Source organism: Sulfitobacter sabulilitoris, assembly GCF_005887615.1.
Classification (GTDB): Bacteria; Pseudomonadota; Alphaproteobacteria; order Rhodobacterales; family Rhodobacteraceae; genus Sulfitobacter_E; species Sulfitobacter_E sabulilitoris.
Genome location: NZ_VANS01000001.1, coordinates 971,739 through 997,496, shown reverse-complemented (window position 1 = coordinate 997,496; position 25,758 = coordinate 971,739). Strand labels below are relative to the sequence as shown.

Here is a 25,758-nt window from a genome sequence, read left to right as displayed (position 1 = left end):
TACCTGTGTTAACATCGCTGTGCATGGGTCTGTGCCAAGGATAGTCAGGTCGCGATCGCCTGAAAGGAGCAGACCCATGCACCGGCTTACCCGCAATGCCGCCCGCGACATCAGCTATGCCTATTCCGCCCAGACCCGGGGCGGGCGGGCGATGATCCGCCTGATGGAGAACACCACGGGGCGGCTGCGGCTGATCAAGCGCGCGCAGGGCTACGAGGCGGACGTGGCGCAGGGGCGCGATTTCTTCGAGGTGATGACCGAGCGTTACGGTCTGACGCTGGATGTGATCGGCGGGTCGCTTGCCAATATCCCGCGCGACGGCCCGGTGATCGTGATCGCAAATCACCCCTATGGCATTCTCGACGGTCTGATGATGGGCCATATCCTGCGTCAGACCCGTGGCGATTTCAAAATTCTCGCCAACCATGTGTTTCGCAAGGCGCAGGATCTGGACGACGTGATTCTGCCGATTGATTTCGGCGCGGACAAAGCGGCCTTGGCGCGGAATATCGACACGCGGCGGCTGTCGCTGCGGTATCTGGGCGACGGCGGGGCGATCGGCATCTTTCCCGGCGGCACGGTCAGCACGGGGGCCAGCCCCTTCGCCAAGCCGATGGATCCTGGGTGGCGCGGCTTCACTGCGCGCATGATCGCCAAGTCCGATGCCCCCGTGGTGCCGCTGTACTTCGACGGGCACACCAGCCGCCTGTTCCAGATCGCCAGCCACATGCACCAGACCCTGCGCATGGGGCTTTTGATCAAGGAATTCCGCCAGCGGGTGGATACGCCGGTGCGCGTGGTCGTGGGCGACCCGATCGGCCGTGATGTTCTGGATCCGCTGGCGGGCCAGTCCAAAGCGATGATGGATTTCCTGCGCAAAGCCACGTATGAGCTGTCGCCAGGCCTCGTGAAAACATTTGATCTGGGCTATGAGTTCGAGGAGCGGCGTCGCGCGTGACGCGCAGGCCGCCGGGTCTGCCCCTGTCGGGGCTGCATGAGGGCAAGATGGCGGTCGGCATTTTTGACAGTGGTTTGGGCGGGTTGACCGTTCTGAGTGCGGTGGAGACGCGGCTGCCGGAGGTGGAGTTCGTCTATCTCGCCGACAGCGCCCATGCGCCCTATGGCGTGCGGACCGCGGACGATATTTTCGAACTGACATGCTCGGCGGTGCAACGGCTCTTCGATGCGGGCTGCGATCTTGTGATCCTTGCGTGCAACACCGCCTCAGCCGCGGCCCTGCGCCGGATGCAGGAAAGCTGGATCCCGCCGGGCAAGCGGGTGCTGGGCGTGTTCGTGCCGCTGATCGAAGCCCTGACAGAGCGGCACTGGGGCGATAATTCGGCGCCGCGCGAAGTGATGCTCAAGCACGTGGCGCTGTTTGCGACACCCGCGACCGTCGCCAGCCGCGCGTTTCAGCGCGAACTGGCGTTCCGCGCGATCGGTGTCGACGTGGAGGCGCAGGCCTGCGGCGGTGTGGTCGACGCGATCGAGGACGGCGACATGATCCTCGCCGAAGCGCTGGTGCGCAGCCATGTGGATGCTCTCAGGCGCAAGATGCCGCAGCCGCAGGCCGCGATCCTTGGCTGTACGCACTATCCGTTGATGCAAGAGACCTTTCAGGACGCGCTTGGCGCGCATGTTCAGGTGTTCAGTCAGGCCAATCTGGTGGCCGAAAGCCTGGCCGATTACCTGGTCCGCCATCCCGACATGATCGGCACCGGTGCGCGCGCCTTCCTGACCACGGGCGATCCGAGGCGGGTCAGCGACCGCGCGACGCAATTTCTGCGACGACCGATCTCCTTTACAGCGGCCTGAGCCGCACCGCATTACCCATCCCACACCCAATGACAGAGGTCCGACATGACCCATTCCATCGCAATCCTCGGCGCCAGCGGCTACACCGGGGCGGAGCTTATCCGCCTCATTTCCGGTCACTCCTCGATGCGGATCGAGGCCCTGGGCGCCAATTCGAAAGCCGGGCAAACCATTGCACAGGCCTTTCCGCATCTGCGCCATCTTGACCTGCCGCCGCTTGTCACCGTGGACGAGATCGATTTTTCCCGGATCGACCTGTGTTTCTGCGCGTTGCCGCACAAGACCAGCCAGGAGGTCATCGCGGCCCTGCCACGCGACCTGAAGATTGTCGATCTGTCGGCGGATTTCCGGCTGCGCGATCCGGCGGAATACGAAAAATGGTACGGCAACCCCCATGCCGCGTTGGAGCAGCAGGCCGAGGCGGTCTACGGCCTGACCGAATTCTACCGCGAAGAGATCCGCGCCGCTCGGCTGGTGGCGGGCACGGGCTGCAACGCGGCGACCGGGCAATATGTGCTGCGCCCGCTGATTTCCGCAGGCGTGATCGACCTGGACGAGATCATCCTCGACCTGAAATGCGCGGTGTCGGGTGCGGGCCGGTCGCTCAAGGAAAATCTGCTGCATGCGGAGCTGTCGGAGGGGTATCACGCCTATTCGGTCGGCGGCGCGCATCGGCACCTGGGCGAATTCGACCAGGAGTTCTCGGCCCTTGCCGGGCAGCCCGTGCGGGTTCAGTTCACGCCGCATCTGATCCCGGCGAACCGCGGTATCCTGGCCACGACATATGTCAAAGGGGCCGCCGGTGCGATCCACGATACGCTTGTGGCGGCCTATGCGGATGAGCCGTTCATCGAAGTGCTGCCGATGGGCGAGGCGCCCAGCACGCGGCATATCCGGGGATCGAATTTCTGCCATATCGGTGTGGTCGCCGACCGGATCGAAGGCCGCGCGATCGTGATTGCCGCGCTTGACAACCTGACCAAGGGATCGTCGGGCCAAGCGTTGCAAAATGCCAACCTGATGCTAGATATCGAAGAGACCGAGGGCCTTATGATGGCCCCGCTTTTCCCGTGAGGCCGATATGAAAAGCCTGAAAAAACAGCGTCGTATCCAGGTGATTGCAGTGGCTGTCGTGGCGCTTGCCCTGTCCACGGCGCTGATTGGCTACGCGATGCGCGACGGCATCAACTTTTTCCGCGCGCCAAGCCAGGTGATGGCCGAACCGCCGGGCCCGACAGAGGTGTTCCGCATCGGCGGACTGGTGGCCGAAGGCAGCCTGCAGCGCGGCCAGGGAGAGACGATCCGCTTTTCGGTGACCGATGGCGGGGCCACCGTGCCCGTCGTCTACAGCGGTCTGCTGCCCGATCTGTTTGAAGAGAACCAGGGCATGGTCGGCACGGGGCGCTACATCAACGGTGTCTTTGAAGCAACTGAAATACTTGCCAAACATGACGAAACCTACATGCCAAAGGAAGTCGTCGACGCGCTCAAGGCACAGGGCGTGTACCAGGCCCCCGAAGGTTGATCGGCGTACGATCAGGTGAGACGGCGTTAACCCTGCTGTGACCAGTTTTTGCCCCGAGGTCCGGGTGCAAAAGGATGCGGCAGATGCAGACAGTCAGACAAATCGCGAATGAAATCGTGACCCGCGAGGGCGGCTTCGTGAATGACCCGGACGATCCCGGCGGGGCGACCAACTTTGGCGTCACAATCCACACGATGCGCCGGCTTGGGCTCGACCTGGACCATGACGGGGTGGTGGATGCGGACGATGTGCGCGCCCTGACCCGCGCACAGGCCGTCGAGATTTTTGAGCGGCACTATTTCGAGAAGCCGCTGATCGCGGAGCTGCCGCAGCCTTTGCAGGCCAGCGTGTTCGATATGTACGTGAACGCAGGCGCCAACGCGGTGCGTATTCTGCAACGGTTGCTGGGCGATATGGGCCACAGTGTCGCCGTGGATGGCGCGCTGGGACCGCAAAGCATTGCCGCCGCGCATGCGGCATTTCACGCCGCCCCCGGACATCTGGTGGACGCTTATGGCATCGCCCGGCGGAATTACTATTTCCGCCTCGCAGACCGCAGGCCGGCCAGCCGCAAATACGCGCGCAACCGGGCAGGCGGCAAGGGCGGCTGGATCAAACGCGCCGAAGCCTTCATCGCACCGCGCTATCACATGACACAGGCCGAATTTGAACGGCGGGTGGCACAATGGGTGTGATCGAGGGAGTGATGAATGTGCTCTTCGGACCCGGGCGCAACATGGTCCGCGACACCGTGGAGGTGTTTCGCGAAAACAGTGAAGCCGGGGCCGCGCGCGGCCACGAGGTGCACCTGCAGACGCTGACGCAGTTCGGCGCGGAGTTCACCAAGCAGCGGGCAGGGGCGTTCGATCGCTTCATGGACGGCGTCAATCGCGTGCCGCGACCGGCGCTGGCGCTGGGGACGCTGGGCCTGTTTGTGGCGGCGATGGTGGATCCGCTGTGGTTTGCCGCCCGGATGCAAGGTGTGGCGCTGGTGCCGGAACCGCTGTGGTGGCTATTGGGGGTGATCGTCTCGTTCTATTTCGGCGCGCGGCATCAGGTCAAAACCCAAGCCTTTCAACGCGGTATGGTCGAGACGATGTCGCGGGTGCCGCAGGTGGCGGACACGGTCGCGATGCTGCGCCATCTGCGGGCGGGCACGCCGGGCGTCGCCGATACCGGCCCCGATGCGCGGCTTTCGCTGTCCGCCGCCACGCCCGGTGAAAATGCGGCGCTGGACCATTGGCGCCTTGTCGAGAACCGCGACACTATGAACGGCTAGGCCTCGCGCAATTGGGATTGGTCTCTGGGGGCAGACTGCGTATATTTGCGCCATGATTACAGAGCTCGGTCACTTCGCCCTCATTCTTGCCTTCATGGTCGCCATCGTGCAGGCCGTCGTTCCCTTGATCGGGGCGCATCTGCGGCGGCCCGGATGGATGGCCCTGGCCGAGCCCGCGGCGACCGCGCAATTCCTGCTGGTGGCCTTTTCCTTCGGCGCTTTGATGCATGCTTTCATCACCTCCGATTTCAGCCTCAAGATCGTGGTGGACAACAGCCATTCCGCCAAGCCGATGCTCTACAAGATCAGCGGCACATGGGGCAATCACGAAGGATCGATGCTGCTTTGGGTGCTGATCGTGACGCTGTTCGGGGCCACCGCCGCCTGGTTCGGAGGAAGCCTTCCGCCGGGGCTGCGGGCGCGGGTGCTGTCGGTGCAGTCGGCGATCGCGGTGGCGTTCCTGGCCTTCATCCTCTTCACCTCCAACCCGTTCGTACGGCTGGCGGTGCCGCCCTTCGACGGGCAGGATCTGAATCCGCTGCTGCAGGACCCGGGATTGGCGTTTCACCCGCCGTTCTTGTATCTCGGCTACGTCGGGCTGAGCATGTCGTTCAGCTTTGCCGTCGCCGCGCTCATCGAAGGGCGGATCGACGCGGCCTGGGCACGCTGGGTGCGCCCCTGGACCTTGGCGGCCTGGGTTTTTCTGACCATCGGGATCGCGCTGGGGTCGTGGTGGGCCTATTACGAGCTTGGCTGGGGCGGCTTTTGGTTCTGGGACCCGGTGGAAAACGCGAGCTTCATGCCCTGGCTTCTCGCCGCGGCGCTGCTTCATTCCGCCATCGTCGTGGAAAAGCGCGAGGCGCTGAAAAGCTGGACCATCCTGCTGGCGATCCTGGCGTTCGGGTTCTCGCTCATCGGCACGTTCATCGTGCGCTCGGGGTTGCTGACCAGCGTTCACGCCTTTGCCAACGATCCCGAACGGGGTGTGTTCATCCTGATGATCCTGGGCGTCTTCACCGGCGGAGCGCTGATGCTTTTTGCCGCGCGGGCCCATGTGATGGAGGCCAAGGGCATCTTTGGCCTCGTCAGCCGTGAAAGCGCGCTGGTCGTGAACAACCTGCTGTTGGCGGTGTCGTGTTTCGTGGTTTTCGTTGGCACGATGTGGCCGCTGGTGGCTGAGATGTTCTTTGATCGCAAGCTCAGCGTCGGACCGCCGTTCTTCGACCTCGCCTTCACGCCGTTCATGGTGGCGCTGGGCCTGATCCTGCCCGTCGGGTCGGCGATGCCGTGGAAACGCGCGTCGCTGGCGCGGGCGATCTGGCCGCTGCGCTATGTCTTCGTGCTGGCGCTGGCGATCGGCGGGCTGGTTTTCGCGATGCAGACGGGGCGCGGGTTGGTCGGCCCGGTGGGGATGTTCCTGGCCGCCTGGATCGTGATGGGGGCGCTGATCGATATCGCGCAGCGCACCGGCCGGGGCGGCAACCGTCTGGGCCGCCTGATGCGCCTGCCGCGCGCCGACTGGGGCAAGCTGCTGGCGCATGGGGGGCTTGGGATCACCATGATGGGGATTGCGGGCCTGACAGCGTGGAGCGTGGAGGACATTCGCGTGGCGCAGCTTGACGCGCCCTTCGAGGTCGGGGGCTATACCCTCACGCTGGATGACGTGCGCCGCGCCGAGGGGCCGAATTATTTGTCGACGACAGGGTTCGTCACGCTGGAGCGGGCAGGACGCGAGATTGCGCAACTGCGGCCCGAAAAGCGGATCTACCCGGTGGCGCAGATGCCCACCACCGAGGCGGCGATCGACTATGACCTGGCGCGCGATGTCTATGTCGTGATCGGCGATCCGCAGGACAATGGCGGCTGGGCGATCCGGACCTACATCAAGCCGCTGACCAACTGGATCTGGATCGGCTGCGCGCTGATGGCGCTGGGCGGCCTGCTGAGCCTGTCGGACCGGCGGTTCCGCGTCGCGGCAGGCGCCCGCAAACCCAAGGCACAGCCGGTGGCCGCGGAATGAAACGGCTGATCTTTATCGCGATGCTGCTGGCCGCGCCGGTCTGGGCGGTCCAGCCGGACGAAGTGCTGCAAAACCCGGTGTTGGAGGAGCGCGCGCGCGAACTGTCCAAGGGCCTGCGCTGCCTTGTGTGCCGCAACGAAAGCATCGACGAGAGCAACGCCGCGCTGGCGCGCGATCTGCGGATTCTGGTGCGCGACCGTCTGCTTGCGGGCGACAGCGATGCCGAGGTGATTGATTTCATCGTCGCGCGCTATGGCGAATACGTGCTGCTGCGCCCGACAGCGACGGGTTCGAACTGGATCCTGTGGGCGGCGGGACCGATCATGCTGCTGATCGCGGCCGGGGTCGGACTTGTCTACATCCGGGGCCGCAGCCGCGCAGCGGCATCGCAGGAGGCCGGTCTGACCGAAGACGAACAGGCCCGTCTGAGCGAAATTCTCAAGGACTGACGCCCGGTTTCGCTTTTCGTGGCAGGAGGGTTTGATATGTCTTGGGGCAGCAATAGCCGCAAAGGACGCCTGCCATGGAATATCAGACGCTGACCTACACCCTGGAAGACGGGGTCGCGTTGATCACGCTGAACCGGCCTGATGTCATGAACGCGCTGACATCGCAGATGCGCGCCGAGATCACCTATGCGGTCACCGAGGCGGGCAAGACGGCGCGCGTCGTCGTGCTGACCGGTGCGGGGCGTGCGTTCTGCTCCGGTCAGGACCTGGGCGACCGGGCCGGGGCGGCCAGCCTCGATCTGGAACGGACGCTGCGCGACGAATATGCGCCCATGCTGCGTGCCATCGTCGACTGTCCGGTGCCCACCATCGCCGCGGTCAACGGTGCCGCGGCCGGGGCCGGTGCCAATCTGGCGCTCGCGGCGGACGTGGTGATTGCGACGCAAAGCGCGTATTTCCTGCAGGCGTTCACACGCATCGGCCTGATCCCGGACGCGGGCGGCACCTATGTGCTGCCGCGCCAGATGGGCATGGCCAAGGCGATGGGGGCCGCGCTCTTTGCGGATAAGATCAGCGCGCAGCAGGCCGACGACTGGGGCATGATCTGGGAGGCCGTCGCCGACGAGGGGTTCGACGCGCATTGGAAAGCCCGTGCGGCGCATCTGGCGTCTGGGCCGACTGCCGCTTATGGGTCGGTCAAGTCGGCGATCCGCGGTTCCTGGACCAATACGTTCGAGGATCAGCTTGCGCTGGAGGCGCATGAGCAGGGCAAATGCGGCAAATCGCGGGATTTCAAGGAAGGCGTCATCGCCTTCATGGAAAAGCGCCCGGCCAAGTTCGAAGGGCGCTGAGCGACAGCGGCGGGCGTCAGCGCCGCTTGCTGGCCTTGCCGTCCGTCCGCTCCACCAGCAGGATATCCTCTACCGACAGCGCCGGGCCATCGGCCCGCGCCACCACCGCCACGGCGACACCATCGGCCATCACGGCCTGCACCGTGCGTGACACGTTGGTGATGGTGATCCGGGGCGGTGTTTCGCCCTTGTTGTACACCACGGCGATCTGATCCGACTTGTCCGCGACATCGGGAATAAGCGCCCCCTGTGGCCCCGGTTCGCGCGGCGCGCCCAGTGGCATCATCAGGGTCGCACGATCCCATTCATGGGGGCAACTGGATGCGGTGGTCATAGCGGCGCCTTCTGTCATGTCAGACGGTATTGGTTGCACGGCGCAAGCGGACAGTCAGATTTACGCGCTTTGATGCATGCGCCGGGCACGGCACTGATCAAAGGAGGGTACGAACATCGTCACTGAAAACTACACCGGATACAAAAATACCCCTTAAGGTAGAGGTTAGCGGCAGTTTGCGACATCGGTCAAGCTGTCAGGGGTCATTGTCCACCCACCTGAAACAATGACACAATCGTGACATTATTCCCAAGGGGCTTCGGCAACAGTGCCGCCAACAGTATGCCACCCTGGCGGCGATTGATCATGCTGGCGGCGCATGTCGGCGACGCACGCAGGGGTGGTTGATTCGCGGTCTTGCGTCATCCCGCCGCGCGACTGTTGACGCTGTCGCAGCCCACGCCCCAAAAGCAGACCGCCGCCCCCTGCAAAGACAAGGGACGGCGGTAGGGCGTCATTGGAAACGCGTTCAGCGGTTTTCGATATCGACGTAGTCGCGAGTCGTCGCACCCAGGTACAGTTGGCGCGGGCGACCGATCTTGAGCTGCGGATCGCTGATCTGCTCCTTCCACTGGGAAATCCAGCCGACAGTGCGGGCCACCGCAAAGATCGGCGTGAACATCGACGTCGGAAAGCCCATCGCCTCGAGAATGATGCCGGAATAGAAATCCACGTTGGGAAACAGCTTCTTCTCCGCGAAATACGGATCTTCGAGTGCCTGCTTCTCCAGCTCCTTGGCGACCTGAAGGATCGGATTGTTGTCCACGCCCAACAGGTCCAGCACCTCGTCCGCGCTTTCCTTCATCACGGTCGCGCGCGGGTCGAAATTCTTGTAGACGCGATGCCCAAAGCCCATCAGGCGGAAGGGGTCGTTCTTGTCCTTGGCGCGGGCGATGAATTCGGGAATGCGGTCGGGCGTGCCGATTTCCTTGAGCATCTCGAGGCAGGCCTGGTTCGCACCACCATGCGCGGGCCCCCACAGGCAGGCGATACCGGCGGCAACGCAGGCAAAGGGGTTCGCGCCGGAGGAGGACGCCAGACGCACCGTCGAGGTGGAGGCGTTCTGCTCGTGGTCGGCGTGCAGGGTAAAGATCCGGTCCATCGCGCGGCTCAGGATCGGGTTCACCACGTAGTCCTCTGCCGGGACGGCAAAGCACATGCGCAGGAAGTTGGACGCGTAATCAAGATCGTTGCGCGGATACACGAAGGGTTGCCCGACCGTGTACTTGTAGGCCATCGCCGCAATCGTCGGCATCTTGGCGATCAGGCGGATCGACGCCACTTCGCGCTGCCAGGGATCGTTGATGTCGGTGCTGTCGTGATAAAACGCCGACATCGCGCCCACCACGCCGACCATGACGGCCATCGGATGCGCGTCGCGCCGGAAGCCGCGGAAGAAGTTGATCATCTGCTCGTGGATCATCGTGTGGTTGGTCACACGGTTCTCGAAATCCTCAAGCTCCGCCGGCGAGGGAAGCTCACCGTAGAGCAACACGTAGCAGACCTCGAGATAATGCGATTTGCTCGCCAGTTGGTCGATGGGATAGCCGCGATGCAAAAGCTCGCCCTTGTCGCCATCGATGAAGGTGATCGTGCTGTCGCAACTTGCGGTCGAGGTAAAGCCGGGGTCATAGGTGAACACCCCCGCCTGGGCATAGAGTTTGCGGATATCCAGCACATCCGGTCCCGCCGTGGGCGAGTAAATCGGCAGTTCGTAGCTGTTTCCGTCAATCGTGAGCGTCGCGGATTTGGTCGACTTGGCCATTCGTGTCCCTTCCTGTTCGTCCGATGCGGGATTGCCCGCAGCTTGTTTTGGGCGGTGCACCCGCCGGAATTATGGGGCGAGAAGGCTCGCCAATGCGGTGGCGCAAACCCTGCGCGACCGCGTCGTGATACAGGCGCCATGCTTACCGCCCGGTTACCGTCGGATCAGCCGGCTGCGGCATCGTTCAGCCGCGCCAGCGTTTCTTCGCGGCCAAGGACCAGCATCATGTCGAAAACCGAAGGCGTCACCGCCCGACCCGACAGGGCGGCCCGCAAGGGGCCTGCCAGCTTGCCGAACTTGGTGCCTTGCGCTTCGGCAAAACGGTTCAAGATATCTTCAAGGCTGTCTCGATCCCAGCTATCAGTTTGCAACTGCGGCGTCAATTCTCTCAGCATACCGCGGGATACCGTATCCAGGTGCTTGGCGGCCTTGTCATCCGGCACGATCGGTCGCGACGTCAAGACAAATTCAGCTTTTTCAAGCAGTTCCGGAAATGTCTTAGCGCGATCCTTGACGCAATACATCGCCCGCTCAAGCCCGTCGGCCTGACTTGGCGTCAGGGCGGGAAGTTGCGCAGCGGCCAGATAAGCCTCGATCTCGCGCCGCAGCGCAGCATCCTGCGCCACCGCGATATGCTGACCGCTCAGGTTTTCCAGCTTCTTGAGGTCGAAGCGTGCGGGGCTCTTGCCGATGCCGTCCAGATCGAACCAGTCCAGCGCCTGTGCATCGGTAAAGAACTCATCGTCACCGTGGCTCCACCCCAGCCGGGCAAGATAGTTGCGCATCCCCGCCGCAGGATAGCCCATCGCCTGATATTCCTGCGCCCCCAGCGCGCCATGCCGCTTGCTCAGTTTCTTGCCATCCGGACCGTGGATCAGCGGAATATGTGCCCAGACCGGAATGTCCCAGCCCATCGCCTGATAGACCATCATCTGGCGTGCGGTGTTGTTGAGGTGGTCATCGCCCCGGATCACGTGGGTGATGCCCATGTCATGATCATCCACGACAACCGCCAGCATGTAGACGGGGCTGCCATCGGATCGCAGCAGGATCATGTCGTCGAGTTGATCGTTGCCGATCGTCACGTCGCCCTGCACGCGGTCGCGAATTACCGTCGTCCCCTCCAGCGGCGCCTTGATGCGGATCGCGAAGGGCGCGTCGGGGTGGCTGGCGGGGTCGGCGTCGCGCCACGGGCTGCGGTACAACGTGCTGCGCCCCTCGGCCTTGGCCGTTTCGCGAAAGGCGGCGATTTCCTCCTGGCTGGCAAAACATTTATACGCCTTGCCCCGTGCCAGCAGATCGCGGGCCACGTCGGCGTGACGGGGGGCGTTTTCATACTGGCTGACGATCTCGCCATCGTGTTCAAGGCCCAGCCATTCCATCCCTCGCAGGATCGCGGCCGTCGCCTCCGGGGTCGATCTGGCGCGATCGGTGTCCTCGATCCTCAGCAGGAACCTGCCCCCGCGGCCACGGGCATACAGCCAGTTGAACAGCGCCGTGCGCGCCCCGCCAATGTGCAGAAAGCCCGTGGGCGATGGGGCAAAACGGGTGACGACAGGGGAGGACATAGGAGGCGTTTACCTTTCAGTAACCATATGGCGGCTAGGGTTTGCGTCTGTCTATCCAGTGCGGGGAACGGGGGCAAGCATGCGCGGCCTGGCGCGGACCCATGCGATATTGCTGGCCCAGCGCGGGCATCTGATCGGCTGGGTGCCGGTCTGCCTGGCGATCGGGATCGGATTATATTTCTCTGTGCGGTTCGAACCGACGGGCGTGCATTACATCGCCCTCGGCGCCATAGGTGTCGTGTCGCTCGTGCTGTGGCATCGGGGCGGAGAAGCGTTTGGCCCCATCGGGCTTGCGCTGGTGCTCGTGGCGCTGGGGGTCGGCCTGGCCGGGATCAGGGCGCATGACGTGGCCGGTCCCGTGCTGGGCTGGCGGTATTACGGCCCGATCGAAGGGCGGATCGTGGCGATGGACCGCAGCGCCTCGGACGCGTTGCGGCTGACGCTGGATCAGGTCGTGCTGAACCGGGTGCCGCCGTCGCGCACGCCCGTGCGGGTGCGGGTGTCGCTGCACGCGGCGGCGACTGGCGTCGGCATCCCGTCCGAACCGGGCCTGCGGGTGATGACAACCGGGCATCTGTCGCCGCCCAGCGGCCCGGTCGAGCCGGGCGGCTTCGATTTCCAGCGCCATGCGTGGTTTGCACGACTGGGCGCGGTGGGATACACCCGCGTGCCGCTGTTGGGCATCGCGCCCGCAGCCGAGGGACACGCCGGTCTCGCCCTGTTCCGGATCCGCATGGCGGCCTCTGCGCGGATCCGCGCGGTACTGCCGGGCGACATAGGCGGCGTCGCGGCAGCGGTCACGACCGGGGATCGCAGCGCGATCAGCCAGGCGACGCTGGACGATCTGCGGGCCAGCAACCTTGCGCATCTTCTGGCGATATCCGGCCTGCACATGGGCTTGCTCAGCGGGTTCGTCTTTGCGCTGTTGCGTTTGGTTCTGGCCGCGGTGCCCTATGTCGCGCTGCGCTGGCCCACGCGCAAGATCGCGGCGGGCGTGGCGCTGCTCGCGGCAACGGGATACCTTGCGCTGTCGGGCGGGAACGTGGCAACCGAACGGGCCTATGTCATGGTCGCGGTGGCGCTGCTGGCGATCATGGTCAACCGCCGCGCCATCAGCCTTCGGGCGGTGGCCATCGCCGCCACGATCGTGCTGGTGCTGCGCCCCGAGGCGTTGATGGGGCCGGGGTTCCAGATGTCGTTCGCCGCCACCACCGCACTTGTCGCGGTGTTCGGATGGCTGCGCGACCGGGACCTGAAGCTGGGCCCGCGCTGGATCCAGCCGGCGGTCGCGGTGGTGATTTCCTCGGCGGTGGCCGGGCTGGCGACGGCGCCCATCGGGGCCGCGCATTTCAATGCCGTGGCGCAATACGGTCTGCTGGCCAATCTGGCGAGCGTCCCGCTGATGGGCGCGCTGGTGGTGCCGGCGGCGGTGCTTGCCCTTTGCCTGGCGCCTTTCGGGGCCGAAGCGATGGGGCTTTGGATCATGGGGCTGGGGCTGCGTTGGATCCTGGGCGTATCGGACTGGGTCGCGGGGCTCGAGGGGGCGCGGACCCATGTGCCCGGACCCGGCGCCGGGGTGCTGCCGCTTCTGGCGCTGGGGTTCTTGTGGCTGCTGCTGTGGCAGGGCCGCGCGCGCTGGGGCGGAATCGCCGCGATGGCACTTGCATTCGCGCTGTGGGCAAAGTCCGAACGGCCTCTCGGGCTGATTGCGGACAACGGATCGCTGGTCGGGGTGATGACGCCCGCCGGCCGCGCGATCAGCAAGCCCAAAGGCGCGGGATTCGTCGCGCGCAACTGGCTCGAGAACGATGGCGATCCAACGCCGCAGGATGCGGCCGCCGCCCGCTGGACCGGCCGGATCGGGCCGGGGCAGGTGGTGCACCTGGTGGGCAAGCGGGGGGTCGCGGCGCATGCCGGATGCACCGCGGGTCAGATCGTGGTGGCCAGTGTCGCCTTTGCGCCCGCGGACAGCGCTTGCCGCGTGCTGGACCCCGACGCCCTGCGCCGCACCGGGTCCGTCGCGATCTACGTGAATGACGGAAAGCTGGCATTGCGCACCGCGCGCGAGGTGACGGGAAACAGGATCTGGACCGCCTGGCCGAACTGATCCGCAATTCAGGCCCGGCGGACGGGATCAGTAGCTGCGGATCAAGCCGACCAGCCGACCCTGGATGCGCACCTTGTCTTCGGTAAAAATTCGCGGTTCGTAGGCCGGGTTCGCGGCCTCCAGCGCAATGCTGTTGCCGCGTTTCATGTAGCGTTTCAGCGTCGCTTCCTGATCGTCGATCAGGGCCACGACGATGTCGCCGTTGTTGGCCACCGAGGTTTCGCGAATCACGACGACATCGCCATCGTTGATCCCGGCCTCGATCATGGAATCGCCCTTGACCTCCAGCGCATAGTGTTCACCCGACCCCGACAGCATCTGGCCCGGCACGGCGACGGTATGAGACTGCTGGCTGATCGCCTCTATCGGGACGCCGGCGGCGATCCTGCCCATGACAGGCAGTTCGGTCGCATAGGCGAGCGACACCTGCCGCGCATCAGAGGGCGCCGGGCGGTCGGGCCGGTCACCTTCGATGACGCGGGGCGCGAACCCCGGCTGCGCCGCGCCGCCAAGGCTTTCGGGCAGTTTCAGAATTTCGATGGCGCGGGCCCGGTGGGCGAGACGGCGGATGAAGCCGCGTTCCTCAAGCGCCGTGATCAGCCGGTGGATGCCGGATTTCGACCGCAGGTCGAGCGCTTCTTTCATTTCGTCAAAGCTTGGCGGGACGCCATCGCGCTGCACCCGCTTGTGGATGAACTCCAACAAATCCAATTGCTTTTTCGTCAGCATCCGCATCCCCCGCCGCATCGGCCATTGTTCAGGTTTGCATTTGTTCTAGTCATGTTCCCGTTTTGTGTCAACCGCCGCGCGCGACAGCAGGGCAGGGGAATGCGGAGCGACGATCAGATCGGGATATAGTCGACGATCTCGCCCGCCGCGCGGGCCGGGTCGTTCGGCGGGCGCACCAAAAGCGCGTTCGATTGCGCCAACGTGGCAAGCAGCGCGCTGTCTTGGCTGGCGGCAACGCGCAGGCCGTCCGTGTCCAGCACCGCGCGCATGTAATGTTCGCGCGGACCGTTCGCCGGAAGGTCAACGGCGAGCGGCGCCGAAAGGCGCGCGGCGGGGGCCGCGGGCAGGCCCAGCATCACGCGCACCACCGGTGCCACGAACACCGTGCCGCAAACCATCGCGGACACCGGGTTGCCCGGCAGGCCGATCATCGGGACATTCAGCAATCGCCCGGCCATCAGCGGTTTGCCGGGGCGCATCGCGACCTTGTAGAACGCCTGGCCCATCCCCAGGGATGCGGCGACGGGCCCCACCAGATCGTGATCGCCCACCGATGCGCCGCCAATCGTCAGGATCAGATCGGCAGAGGCGGCCATGCGCAGGGCGCCGGCGAGAGCGCTCTCGGTGTCGCGCGCGATCGGCAAGAGCCGTGGCTGCGCGCCCAACAGCTCGAGCTGTGCCGCCAGCCCGAAGGTGTTCGAGGCAACGATCTGATCGGGCCCCGGTGTCTCTCCGGGCATCACAAGCTCGTCGCCGGTGGCAAGGATCGCGACCGTGGGCCGACGCGCGACCGGTACCGTCGCGTGGTTCATTGCCGCCAGGAGGGCAATGTCGGAGGGGGACAGGCGGCGCGGCGCGGACATAGGATCGCCTTGGGAAAAATCGCTGCCCGCGCGGCGGATGTTGTCCTTGGCGCCGATGTCGTGGCCCAGCGTGATCAAGGATCCACGCCGTGTCGTATCTTCTTGAATGACAACGAAATCGGCGCCTTCGGGCACCGGCGCGCCGGTAAAGATGCGCACTGCCTGGCCCGGCCCCACGCGCCCGGAAAATGCATGGCCCGCAGCGGCTTCGCCGATGATCTTGAACATGGCGTCGGGCTCGACCTCGGCCGCTCGCACGGCGTAGCCATCCATCGAGGAGGCATCGAACGCCGGCTGGGTGCGCCGCGCGGTCACCTGGCGCGCCAGAACGCGGCCCACTGCGGCGCGCAGGGGCACCTCTTCGGACGCGAGCGGGGCGACCAGGGCGAAAAGCTCCGCAAGGGCGTCGTCCACGGTGATCACGGGCGCGGACCGCGCGGTCGGATGCCCGGAAAACTCGAATTTCCCGGTCCGGTCCTTTCGAAATAACCGGACCCGGCGGGAGCGTCGGACGCCTTGCTCATGAGGCCTCGTAACGGCCGGATTTGCCGCCATCCTTGAGCACCACGTGCACGCCGCCGATCTCCATTCCCTTGTCGACGGCCTTGGCCATGTCATAGACCGTCAGCGCGGCGGTGCTGGCGGCGGTCAGCGCCTCCATCTCGACACCGGTCTGGCCGGTGGTCTTGACCGTCGCCTCGATGCGGATGCCGGGCAGGTCGGGGTCGGGGGTCAGTTCGACCGCGACCTTGGTGATGGGCAAGGGATGACACAACGGAATAAGGTCCGCCGTGCGCTTGGCAGCCATGATCCCGGCAAGCTGCGCCACGGCCAGGACATCCCCTTTCTTGGCACGGCCTTCGGTAATGATATCAAAGGTTTCACGCTTCATCTTGATGTAGCTGGCCGCGACGGCGACACGCGCGGTGACGGCCTTGTCGCCCACGTCCACCATATGCGCGCCGCCCTTGTCGTCGAAATGCGTCAGCGGCATCGGCTACATCCCCCCTGGCTGTACCGGGTCGGCCAGCAGGTTCCGGGTGGCCAGCGCCACGTCCTCGTGCCGCATCAGCGCCTCGCCGATCAGGAAAATCCGCGCGCCGTACATCGCCATATCCGACAGGTTCTTCGGCGTGGCCAGGCCGCTCTCGCTGACGATCAGACGGTCCTCGGGCACCCGCTTGGACAGGGTGCGGGTGGTATCGAGCGTTGTCTCGAAGGTCTTTAGGTTGCGGTTGTTGATGCCCACAAGGCGGCTTTTCAGCATGGCCGCGCGCTCCAGCTCGGCCGCGTCATGCACTTCGATCAGCGTGTCCATGCCCCACTGCGTCGCCGCATCCTCCAGCTCTGCCGCCTGCGCATCGCTGACCGAGGCCATGATGATCAGAATGCAATCGGCGCCAAGGCCGCGCGCCTCGATCACCTGGTAGGGGTCGTACATGAAATCCTTGCGCAGCACCGGCAGGTCGCAGGCCGCGCGCGCCGCCACAAGGTAGTCCTTGGCGCCCTGGAAGCTGGGCGTGTCGGTCAGCACCGACAGGCAGGTGGCGCCGCCCTCGGCATAGGCCTGGGCAAGCGTGGCGGGGTCGAAATCGGCCCGGATCAACCCTTTGGACGGGCTGGCTTTCTTGATCTCCGCGATCAGGCCATAGCCGCTGATCGACGCCTTGTGCAGGCTTTCGGCAAAGGCGCGCACGGGCGGGGCGGCTCCGGCCTCGGCCTCAACCGCTTCCAGCGGCTTGGCGGCCTTGTCGGCGGCGACTTCCTCCAGCTTGTAGGTCTTGATCTTGTCGAGGATCGTATCGGTCATTTTGCGTCCTTCGTGATCCGGGCAACGGCGGTCAGCTTGGCGCGCGCCGCGCCGCTGTCGAGGCTGGCCGCGGCCATCTCGACGCCCTGTTTCAAATCGGTCGCGGCATCGGCCACGACCAGTGCCGCCGCGGAGTTGAGCAGCACCGCATCGCGGTACGCCGACGCCACGCCGTCGAGCAGCGCGTGAAACGCCTGTGCGTTCTCTTCGGGCGTGCCGCCGAGGATGTCGTCGAAGGCATGCAACGGCAGGCCCGCGTCCTCGGGATGAAGTTCGAAATCGCGCACCGCGCCGTCGGGGTCGAGGGCCGAAACCCAGCTGACGCCGGTGATCGTCAGCTCGTCTGTGCCATCCGACCCGTGCACCAGCCAGGCCTTGTCCGACCCCAGCCGGCCCAGCGTTTCGGCCATCGGGCGGATCAGATCGCGCGAAAACGCACCGGTCAACTGGCGCTTGACGCCCGCAGGGTTGGTCAGCGGCCCGAGAATGTTGAAGATGGTGCGGGTGCCCAACTCGGAGCGGGTGGGCATGACATGGGCGATCGCGGGGTGGTGCATCGGCGCCATCATGAAGCCGATGCCGGCCTCGGCCAGCGCCTGTTCGACCACGGCTGCGCCGACCATCACGTTCAGCCCCATCTGCGTCAGCGCATCTGCCGCGCCGGATTTGGAACTGAGGTTGCGGTTGCCGTGCTTGGCCACCACCACGCCCGCGCCCGCCACCACGAAGGCCGTCGCGGTCGAGATGTTGAGCGTCCCCTTGCCGTCGCCGCCGGTGCCGACGATGTCCATCGCCCCTTCGGGCGCGCGCACGGCGTTGCACTTGGCGCGCATCACCGCGGCGGCGGCGGCGTATTCGTCCACCGTCTCGCCCCGCGTGCGCAGCGCCATCAGGAATCCGCCGATCTGGCTGGGGGTCGCTTCGCCTTCCATCAGAAGGGTAAAGGCCTGCGATGCCTGATCCCGGCTCAGGGGGCCGTTGGCGGCGGCGTCGATCAGGGCTTTCATCGGATCGGTCATGCGGGCACCTCCACAGTGTCGAGAAAGCTTTTCAGCATCTGGTGGCCATGCTCGGAGCGGATGGATTCGGGGTGAAACTGCACCCCGTGGATCGGCAGGTCGCGGTGTTGCAGGCCCATGATCGTGCCATCCTCAAGCTCCGCCGTGATCCGCAGCGCATCGGGCAGGGTGGCACGCTCCACGATCAGCGAGTGATAGCGCGTGGCGCCGAAGGGCGAGGGCAGCCCGGCAAAGACGCCGGTGCAGCCGTGATGCATCTGGCCCAGCTTGCCGTGCACGATGTCGGGCGCGCGCACCACCTTGCCGCCAAAGGCCTGTCCGATGGTCTGATGGCCAAGGCACACGCCCAAAAGCGGCAGCCGCGCCTCTGCCGCGGCGGCGGTCAGCGCAAGGCAGATTCCCGCCTGATCCGGGTCGCAGGGCCCCGGCGACAGCAGGATCGCCTCGGGCCGCATCGCCATCGCCTCGGCCACGCTCAGCGCGTCATTGCGGCGGATCACGACATCGGCCCCCAACTCCCCCAGATAGTGCATGAGGTTGTAGGTGAAACTGTCATAGTTGTCGATCAGCAGCAGCATGGTCAAAACTTTGCAATAGGGGTGGAGACGCGGGGCCATCGCACGGTATACAGGCGGCACCATGTTCAGGCTTGGCGCCTATCGTCAAGGGGCCGGAGATGGCAAAATTGAAGCCGATATACTGCGTAAACAGGTTGAAATCGGCGCAATTGGGGCAGGCAGGGGGGACGCGGCCGGAGGGCAGCGCGCCATCCCCGAAGCGCAGAGGCAAAGGGTGGCACGAACCGTGGCAAAAGGCGTATTAAGCGGATTTATCTGGGGCAGCGCGATCTGCCTCGTTGCGGTGGGGGTCGCTTCTGTCGTCGCGCCGCCGCCGGTTCCACCCAGCGTCGGGGATACCGCGCCACGCGCCGACGCGGTGCCAGAGGTCGGCGCCCAGGTCAAGACGGCGCCGCGCGTGCCCGATGCGGCACGGCCCGTATCGCCCGATGCGTCCACCGCCCCCGCACCAAGCCCCGACACCATCACCACGATGGACCCGGCGGCGACCGATCCGGCGGCCCTGCCGGAAACCGGCGGCGCAGAGCAGTTGGCCGCGCCCGGTGAGATGACCGAGCAAAGCGGGGTATCGGTCGAAGACCTGTCGCCGGTGCTGCCCAATCCACAGGCGATGGCCCCGCAGGTCCCGGGCGCCGAGACGGACCTGTCGATCTCGACCGATCCGGCGCAGCCGCCCGCGCCCGCCCCGGTCGAGACCGAAGCCTTTGTCGCGCCGGACCCCGATCAGGATGCGTCGGGCCGCGTGGGCGACCTGCCTGCGCCCGATGCCGACACGCCCGTCGCCGATGCGCGGCAGCCCGCACCGCCCGCTGCCGCGGACACCCCGGAGCCGGGGCCCGACCTGGACACGGCCGCCCCCGCTCAGCCAGAGCCAGCGACGCCGCAAGAGCCGGACGCGCAGCCGAACGAGACCGCGATGGCCGCCCCGGAGGCACCCGCCACGACCGGCCCCGCCATCGGCTCCCCTGCCGGGGCGCTGGACAATCTGGGCCAGGGCGTGACCGTCAACCGGTTGCCCAACCTCGGGACAGCCTCAGGCCCGGCGGACACCGACGCCAATGACGCGACCGATGACGCGGCTCCGGTCGAGGCCACCGGCGACATGCGGCCGATCTCGCGCTTTGCGGCTCCGTTCGAGAACCCGGAGGGCAAGCCGCTGATGGCGATCGTGCTGATCGACAGCGGGCAGGATCTTTCCGGCGGGTCAGTCGGCGTTGCGGCGCTGCGCAGCTTTCCCTACCCGATCAGCTTTGCCATCGATACCAGCCTGCCGGATGCCGCACGGCGCATGGCGGACTACCGCGCGGAAGGCTTCGAAGTGCTGGCCCTCGTCGATCTGCCGCAGGGCGCCACCGCCACGGACGCCGAAGTGTCGCTTGCCGTCGCCCTCAACGCGGTGCCCGAAGCGGTGGCGGTGATCGAAGGCGTCGACACCGGGCTGCAGACCACCCGCGAGGCTGCCAATCAGGTCACTGCGATCCTGTCCGAGACGGGGCATGGCTTTGTCACGCAGAACGAAGGTCTGAACACGGTGCAAAAGCTGGCCGCGAAGGCGGGCGTGCCGTCTGCCGTCGTGTTCCGCGATTTCGATTCCAAGGGCCAGACGCCCACGGTCATCCGCCGTTTTCTCGATCAGGCGGCGTTTCGCGCCAGTCAGGATGGCGGCGTGATCATGCTGGGGCGGGTCCGGCCCGATACGATTTCGGCGCTGCTGTTGTGGGGGTTGCAGGACCGGGCCGAGCAGGTGGCGCTTGCGCCTGTGTCGGCGGTTCTGACAGGGCGATAACGCCAGCGGCGCGACTGGCCGATCGGGGGCGGGCGCAAGCCCCGGAACGGCGTCGAACACCGCGCTACATCTGCGGCGGGCCCTGGGTGTGCGCGACCAGTTCGGCGGTCTGCGCGATCCGCTTTGCGCGGGCCTCGGGCGTGTCCGCCAACTTTATCCAGCGCAGCACCTTGCGCACCGACCCGGGCGAAAAGGATCCGAAACGGCCTGTCGCCTCGGGGCGTTGGGCCAGTGCCGCGACCAGGTCACCGGGCACCATGAGCGCCTCGACGTCATCCATGAAGCTCCAGGATCCGTCGCGTTTGGCCGCGGCGACGCGCGCGAGGCCGGCCGCATGCATCCGGCCCTCCCTGGTCAGCCGCGATATCCTGTCCTTGTAGGATTGCGCCCAATGTTCGATCCGGCGCGGCGACAGCAACTGCATGGTGCGTCGGCCGTCATCCATGCCGCGCCGGGGTCCATCAATCCAGCCAAAGCACAGCGCCTCGTCCAGCACCGCACCGCGCGACACATGCGTCCCGCCAGCCCGTTTCCTGTAGGTGATCACCCAGATGCCGTCAGGGCTGGCGTGATGTGCAAGCAGCCAGCCGCGCCACTGCGCGATATCGGTGATCTCAAGCGTTTCGGTCAGCGTTTGGGTGTCCATCTGCGTGTCACCTCCACCCTCAAGTCCTCGCGTCGGGCGATCAGCGCCTGAGGCGTCATATAGTTGTATGCGATAGTTCGAATACATCGCCCAAGACGCGGCAGGGCAAGAGTTTTCGCGATCATGCGCGGCGAGGCGCGCAATTTCCCGCATCACTGGGCGATATAGTGCACATCCTGTGTGGAACTAGGCGCGGATGTCTGACCTAAATGATCTCGTCCTCGTCGAACAGCGGATCGGTCTCTAGCTGGTTGGCCAGATTTTCCACGGTGTCCTCCGACACCTTGGGGCTGATCCGTGCAAGGTGAAAGACCGCGTCGCCCTCGTTCACCACGGGCAGGATCGCGCGACCGATCAAAAGCCCGGCGGCGGGGGCCAGCAGATCGGTTTCGACCTTGCCGAAGGGGTCGGACACGGTGGCCAGCAGATCGCCCGCCTCGACCGTCTCGCCTTCGCCGCGAAAGGTGCGCAGCAAGCCGCCGGCCGGTGCGCGCAACCAGGTGGAGGATTTGCAGATATAGGGCTGCATGCGCGCGGGCGCGATGCCCTTGGCGGGCAGCATCCCCTGGGCGTGCATGACCCGCAGGATGCCGGCCAGCCCCGCGCGCACCGCCATTTCGTCAAAGCGCAGCCCTTCGCCCGCCTCGTACAGCACCACGGGCGTGCCGCGTTCGGCCGCCTCGGCGCGCAACGATCCGTCGCGCAGCGGCGACGTCAGGATGACGGGCGCACCAAAGGCGGTGGCCATCCGGTGCGTCGTGGTATCGCGCGGCGACACCCGGATCTGGGGCAGGTTGGTGCGGTGGATCGCCGCCGAATGCAGGTCGATGCCGAAATCGCAGCGCAGCACGACGTCATGCAGAAAGATATGCGCCAGCCGCGCGCCAAGGCTGCCCGACAGGTGCCCCGGAAAGCAGCGGTTCAGGTCGCGCCGGTCCGGCAGGTAGCGCGAGCGCGACAGAAAGCCGAAGCTGTTGACCACCGGCACCACCAGCAGCGTGCCGCGCAATGACGCCAGTTGCGGCGCGCGCAGCAGGCGGCGCACGATTTCCACCCCGATCACCTCGTCGCCGTGGACGGCGGCGCTGACGAACATCGTGGGGCCGTCGCGGCGCCCGTGGTGCACTTCGACCGACAGGTTGACCGGCGTGTGATCGGGCAGGATCGACACCGGCAGGTGCGCGGTGCCGCTGGTTCCGGGCGCGAACTGGCGTTGGGCGATGTCGAATGGCGCGCGGTGCGGCATGCTCAGCCGTTGCCCTGGCTGCCAAAGCGTGCCGCATCCGAGGCCGCGCGCCGGATCGCGCCGGATTTATGCACGGTTTCCATGTATTCCGCCTCCGGGTCGCTGTCATAGACCACGCCGCCGCCGGCCTGGATATACAGCTTTTGATCCTGCACCACGGCGGTGCGCAGCGCGATGCACATATCCATGTCGCCGCCCGCGCTGAAATATCCCACGCCGCCGCCATAGACGCCGCGCTTTTCGGGTTCCAGTTCGTCGATGATCTGCATCGCGCGGACCTTGGGCGCGCCCGACACGGTGCCCGCGGGCATCCCGGCAAAGAACGCATCGAGCGCATCGCAGCCCTCGCGCAATTCGCCCACCACGTTGCTGACGATGTGCATGACGTGGGAGTAGCGCTCGACGATGAATTCCTCGGTCGGGCGCACGGTGCCGATCTTTGCCACCCGGCCCACGTCGTTGCGGCCCAGGTCCAGCAGCATCAGGTGTTCGGCCAGTTCCTTTTCGTCGGCCAGCAGATCGGCCTCCAGCGCGCGGTCTTCCTCGGGCGTGGCGCCGCGCGGGCGGGTGCCGGCGATCGGGCGGATCGTGACCTCGCCGCCAAAGACGCGCACCAGGATTTCGGGGCTGGCGCCCACCACCTGAAATCCGCCGAAGTTGAAATAGAACATGAAGGGCGAGGGGTTGGTGCGCCGCAGGCTGCGATAAAGCGCAAAGGGCGGCTGCGTGAACGCCTGCGTCCAGCGCTGCGACGGCACCACCTGAAAGATATCGCCCGCCTTGATGTAATCGCGCGCGGTTTCCACGGCGGCAAGGTAATCTGCCTTGGCAAAGTTGCTGACCGGCTCCGGGGCGGGGGCCGCCTCTCCCAGGTCGCGGGCCTGCGTGGGCATCGCGCGTTCGAGGTCGCGCACCGCGTCCATCACCCGCTCGGCCGCCTGTGCGTAGGCGGCGCGCGCCGTCTGTCCATCGCTGACCCATGCCGGCGACACGACCGTGACCTCGCCCTTGACGCCATCGAGAACGGCGATCACCGAAGGGCGCAACATCACCGCATCGGGCAGGCCCAGCGGGTCGGGGTTCACATCGGGCAGGTGTTCGACCAGCCGGATCATGTCATAGCCCAGATACCCGAACAGCCCGGCCGCCGCTTGCGGCATGTCCTCGGGCAGGGCGATGCGGCTTTCGGCGATCAGCGCGCGCAGGGTGTCGAGCGGGTTGCCTTGCTGCGGCTCGAAGGCATCGGCGTCATAGCGCGCGGCGCGGTTGATCGCGCTGGTCTCGCCCCGGCAGCGCCAGATCAGGTCGGGCTTCATCCCGATGATGGAGTAGCGCCCGCGCACCTCGCCGCCGGTGACTGATTCCAGCACAAAGGCGTTCTCCGCCGCGCCCGTGAGCTTGAGCATCAGCGACACCGGCGTGTCCAGATCGGCGGCCAGGCGGGTATAGACGATCTGGTTCTCGCCCGCGTCATAGGCGGCGGCGAAATCGTCAAAGGCGGGGGTCAGGGCCATCTTTGCCGCTCAGGGAAAGTTGACGTGCACGGCGTTGACCGACCGTTGGTCGATCTGCGGCCCGGCGCGGCGGGTCACGTCGGCGGCGTAGATGTCAAACAGGCTTTGCGCCAGCGCCTGATCGACCTGGGTGCCCAGTTGCCGCGCCAGGGCCTGTGCCTGCGGGTTGTCCGATGCAGGGGCCACGGCATCGAGCCGCACGAGGATCACGGCCCCGTCGCTGTCGATCGCGCGCACCTCGCCGGGGCTCATCTCGAACACCTGGTCCAGGAAATCGGGCGGCGTGCCTTCGACAAAACCACCGCGCGTCACGCCGGCCTCCGTGCGCGGCTCAAGGCCGAGTGCCGCGAAATCCGCCCCCTCGCGCAGTTGCGGCACAAGGGCCTCGGCCTGCGCGCGGGCGAGTTTGCGCGTCTCTTCGGCCTGCCATGCGGCCACGACCGCCGCGCGCGCCCGGTCCAGCGGCTCGGGGCGCGGTGGCAGCACCTCGTTCAGGCGGATGGCAAAGATGCTGCCGTCGTCCAACTGCATGATCTGCGGGAAATCGGTCACGGTGACCGCATCTGCGGCATCGCGGAACCCGTCATAAGCGGCGATGCCCTCTGTGGTGTCGACCGTCCAGTCGAGGGTGCCGAGGGTCATGTCGCTTTCGGCGGCAAGCTCTTCCAGCGTGGCGCCGCCGGCCAGCAGATCGTCAAGGGTCTGCACCTGCGCTTCGATCAGCCGTTGCGCCCGGTCGGTGGCCAGCTCGGGCCGCAACGCCTCGCGCGCCTCCTCGAAGGGGACGGACTGCGCCGGCAGGATGCCGTTCACACGAAACAGCGCCGGCCCGAGCGCGCTTGGCAGGGGGCCCACCACGTCGCCCACCTCGGCGGCGAACACCGCTTCGCCGGCGGCATCCAGTTCAAGCCTGCTCACGTCGCCCAGATCGATATCGCCAAGCTCCAGCCCGCGCTCCTCGACAAGCTGCTCGAAGGTGGTGCCTTCGACCTCCAGCGCGGCGGCCGCGCGGTCGGCGGCGGCTTGATCCAGATAGACAAGACGCTCGACAAGGCGGCGCTCGGGCTGGTTGAAGGTATCGGCGCGGGCGTCATAGGCCTCGCGCAGCGCGGTTTCATCCACCTCGACCTCATCGACCAGCATGTCCGGGCTGAGCATGGCATAGGTCAGCACCTTGGTCTCGGGCAGGGTGAAGGCGTCGATGTTGGCGTCGTAATACGCCTGGACCTGAGCGTCCGTCGGTGTCGGCACGGGTTGCTCGAGGGCCTCTTCGCCCAGCGTCGCCAGCGTCATGCTGCGGGCCTCGCCGACGAAATCGACGATGGTGTCGGCGTAGGTCCCAGGCATCTTCACGCCGCTGACGATTGCGCCCTGCAACAGGGTGCGCGCCGCCTCTTCGCGCAGCTGCGTCTCGAATTGGGCCTCCGACACACCGGCCTGCTCCAGCGCAAAGCGGTAGCCCTCGCGGTCGAAACTGCCATCGACACCCTGAAAGGCCGGAATGTCGAGAATGCGGTCGCGCAGCGATGCGTCGCCGATCGAAAGGCCCAGTTCGGCGGCCTCGTGATCCAGCGCGCGGATGCGCACCAGCCGCTGCAGAACGGCGCGGTCGATGCCCAGCCTTTGAGCTTCGGCAAAAGTGACCGGGCTGCCGGTCTGTGCCTCGTAGGCGCGGATTTCCTGCTGCAATTGCGTGGCGTAGCGATCCACCGAAACGGGCATCTCACCGACCGTGCCGATGGTGCGGATCGTCCCGCTCAGGTTGGTGGCGCCAAAGCCGCCCAGACCCAGGATCAGCAGGCCCATCAGGATCCAGACTGCGGTTTTCGAAATGCTTGAGCCTTTGGCCATTCT

24 protein-coding genes are annotated in these 25,758 nt (G+C 66.1%); 11 read left to right on the top strand and 13 right to left on the bottom strand.

All coding sequences use genetic code 11. The features are described 5' to 3' along the window. The first annotated feature begins 76 nt into the window (after positions 1-76). From FDT80_RS04725 to FDT80_RS04685, 9 genes are all read left to right on the top strand, one after another. Positions 77-958, top strand: coding sequence for a lysophospholipid acyltransferase family protein (locus FDT80_RS04725; protein ID WP_138661057.1), 882 nt, complete (start codon positions 77-79; stop codon positions 956-958). Positions 959-1,005: 47 nt separating this feature from the next. After that, a complete protein-coding gene (locus tag FDT80_RS04720; protein ID WP_138661784.1) occupies positions 1,006-1,815 on the top strand; it encodes a glutamate racemase in 810 nt (269 codons plus the stop codon). Positions 1,816-1,860: 45 nt separating this feature from the next. Continuing rightward, entirely contained in the window at positions 1,861-2,889 is a 1,029-nt protein-coding gene (argC, locus tag FDT80_RS04715) for an N-acetyl-gamma-glutamyl-phosphate reductase (RefSeq protein WP_138661056.1), read from the top strand. Between the two features lie 7 nt (positions 2,890-2,896). Continuing rightward, the gene (gene ccmE / locus FDT80_RS04710; protein ID WP_138661055.1) at positions 2,897-3,340 is read left to right on the top strand and encodes a cytochrome c maturation protein CcmE; all 444 of its coding nucleotides are present in this window, start codon (positions 2,897-2,899) and stop codon (positions 3,338-3,340) included. A gap of 83 nt (positions 3,341-3,423) precedes the next feature. Continuing rightward, entirely contained in the window at positions 3,424-4,035 is a 612-nt protein-coding gene (locus tag FDT80_RS04705; protein WP_138661054.1) for a holin-associated N-acetylmuramidase, read from the top strand. After that, positions 4,026-4,619: a holin family protein gene (locus FDT80_RS04700; RefSeq protein ID WP_138661053.1), complete on the top strand. Its 594-nt coding sequence runs from the start codon at positions 4,026-4,028 to the stop codon at positions 4,617-4,619. The genes FDT80_RS04705 and FDT80_RS04700 overlap by 10 nt, the downstream gene beginning before the upstream one ends. Before the next feature lie 52 nt (positions 4,620-4,671). Continuing rightward, positions 4,672-6,639: a heme lyase CcmF/NrfE family subunit gene (locus tag FDT80_RS04695; RefSeq protein ID WP_138661052.1), complete on the top strand. Its 1,968-nt coding sequence runs from the start codon at positions 4,672-4,674 to the stop codon at positions 6,637-6,639. After that, on the top strand, positions 6,636-7,088 hold the full coding sequence (locus tag FDT80_RS04690; RefSeq protein WP_138661051.1) for a cytochrome c-type biogenesis protein: 453 nt from the start codon (positions 6,636-6,638) through the stop codon (positions 7,086-7,088). The genes FDT80_RS04695 and FDT80_RS04690 overlap by 4 nt, the downstream gene beginning before the upstream one ends. Positions 7,089-7,162: 74 nt before the next feature. Then, positions 7,163-7,939: an enoyl-CoA hydratase-related protein gene (locus FDT80_RS04685; RefSeq protein ID WP_138661050.1), complete on the top strand. Its 777-nt coding sequence runs from the start codon at positions 7,163-7,165 to the stop codon at positions 7,937-7,939. Between the two features lie 16 nt (positions 7,940-7,955). On the opposite strand, the gene FDT80_RS04680 is transcribed toward FDT80_RS04685, so the two are convergent. The 3 genes from FDT80_RS04680 to gltX all read right to left on the bottom strand — a co-directional run bounded on the left by FDT80_RS04680 (position 7,956) and on the right by gltX (position 11,606). Continuing rightward, positions 7,956-8,273 (bottom strand): hypothetical protein, encoded by a 318-nt coding sequence (locus tag FDT80_RS04680; protein WP_212733839.1) that lies wholly within the window; start codon positions 8,271-8,273, stop codon positions 7,956-7,958. A 469-nt stretch (positions 8,274-8,742) separates the two neighbouring features. Beyond that, positions 8,743-10,038, bottom strand: coding sequence for a citrate synthase (gene gltA, locus FDT80_RS04675; protein WP_138661049.1), 1,296 nt, complete (start codon positions 10,036-10,038; stop codon positions 8,743-8,745). 164 nt (positions 10,039-10,202) lie between these two features. After that, positions 10,203-11,606, bottom strand: coding sequence for a glutamate--tRNA ligase (gene gltX, locus FDT80_RS04670; RefSeq protein WP_138661048.1), 1,404 nt, complete (start codon positions 11,604-11,606; stop codon positions 10,203-10,205). A gap of 79 nt (positions 11,607-11,685) precedes the next feature. Between gltX and FDT80_RS04665 the strand changes: the two genes are divergently transcribed. Then, positions 11,686-13,713: a ComEC/Rec2 family competence protein gene (locus FDT80_RS04665; protein WP_138661047.1), complete on the top strand. Its 2,028-nt coding sequence runs from the start codon at positions 11,686-11,688 to the stop codon at positions 13,711-13,713. 27 nt (positions 13,714-13,740) lie between these two features. On the opposite strand, the gene lexA is transcribed toward FDT80_RS04665, so the two are convergent. The 6 genes from lexA to FDT80_RS04635 form a co-directional block, all read right to left on the bottom strand. Then, entirely contained in the window at positions 13,741-14,442 is a 702-nt protein-coding gene (lexA, locus tag FDT80_RS04660; protein WP_138661783.1) for a transcriptional repressor LexA, read from the bottom strand. A 113-nt stretch (positions 14,443-14,555) separates the two neighbouring features. Continuing rightward, complete coding sequence (locus tag FDT80_RS04655) at positions 14,556-15,728, bottom strand: molybdopterin molybdotransferase MoeA (RefSeq protein WP_138661046.1); 1,173 nt, start codon at positions 15,726-15,728, stop codon at positions 14,556-14,558. Between the two features lie 97 nt (positions 15,729-15,825). Next, positions 15,826-16,299 carry a cyclic pyranopterin monophosphate synthase MoaC gene (gene moaC, locus FDT80_RS04650; protein ID WP_138661045.1) on the bottom strand — a complete coding sequence of 158 codons (474 nt, stop codon included), beginning with the start codon at positions 16,297-16,299 and terminating at the stop codon, positions 15,826-15,828. Between the two features lie 3 nt (positions 16,300-16,302). Then, positions 16,303-17,115: an indole-3-glycerol phosphate synthase TrpC gene (trpC, locus tag FDT80_RS04645; protein WP_138661044.1), complete on the bottom strand. Its 813-nt coding sequence runs from the start codon at positions 17,113-17,115 to the stop codon at positions 16,303-16,305. Beyond that, positions 17,112-18,134, bottom strand: a complete 1,023-nt coding sequence (gene trpD, locus FDT80_RS04640; protein ID WP_138661043.1) for an anthranilate phosphoribosyltransferase — start codon at positions 18,132-18,134, stop codon at positions 17,112-17,114. The genes trpC and trpD overlap by 4 nt, the downstream gene beginning before the upstream one ends. Next, a complete protein-coding gene (locus tag FDT80_RS04635; RefSeq protein WP_138661042.1) occupies positions 18,131-18,712 on the bottom strand; it encodes an anthranilate synthase component II in 582 nt (193 codons plus the stop codon). Before FDT80_RS04635 ends, trpD begins: the two co-directional genes overlap by 4 nt. Before the next feature lie 214 nt (positions 18,713-18,926). Here FDT80_RS04635 and FDT80_RS04630 point away from each other — a divergent pair, with 214 nt between their 5' ends. After that, positions 18,927-20,498: a divergent polysaccharide deacetylase family protein gene (locus FDT80_RS04630; RefSeq protein ID WP_246039861.1), complete on the top strand. Its 1,572-nt coding sequence runs from the start codon at positions 18,927-18,929 to the stop codon at positions 20,496-20,498. Between the two features lie 64 nt (positions 20,499-20,562). Here the strand turns inward: FDT80_RS04630 and FDT80_RS04625 are convergent, their stop codons facing one another. The 4 genes from FDT80_RS04625 to FDT80_RS04610 form a co-directional block, all read right to left on the bottom strand. Beyond that, entirely contained in the window at positions 20,563-21,144 is a 582-nt protein-coding gene (locus FDT80_RS04625) for a YdeI/OmpD-associated family protein (RefSeq protein WP_138661040.1), read from the bottom strand. Positions 21,145-21,349: 205 nt separating this feature from the next. Continuing rightward, on the bottom strand, positions 21,350-22,390 hold the full coding sequence (locus FDT80_RS04620; RefSeq protein ID WP_138661039.1) for a succinylglutamate desuccinylase/aspartoacylase family protein: 1,041 nt from the start codon (positions 22,388-22,390) through the stop codon (positions 21,350-21,352). A gap of 2 nt (positions 22,391-22,392) precedes the next feature. Next, positions 22,393-23,904, bottom strand: coding sequence for an anthranilate synthase component I (gene trpE / locus FDT80_RS04615; RefSeq protein ID WP_138661038.1), 1,512 nt, complete (start codon positions 23,902-23,904; stop codon positions 22,393-22,395). A 9-nt stretch (positions 23,905-23,913) separates the two neighbouring features. Then, complete coding sequence (locus FDT80_RS04610; protein WP_138661037.1) at positions 23,914-25,755, bottom strand: peptidyl-prolyl cis-trans isomerase; 1,842 nt, start codon at positions 25,753-25,755, stop codon at positions 23,914-23,916. Between the last annotated feature and the right edge of the window lie 3 nt (positions 25,756-25,758).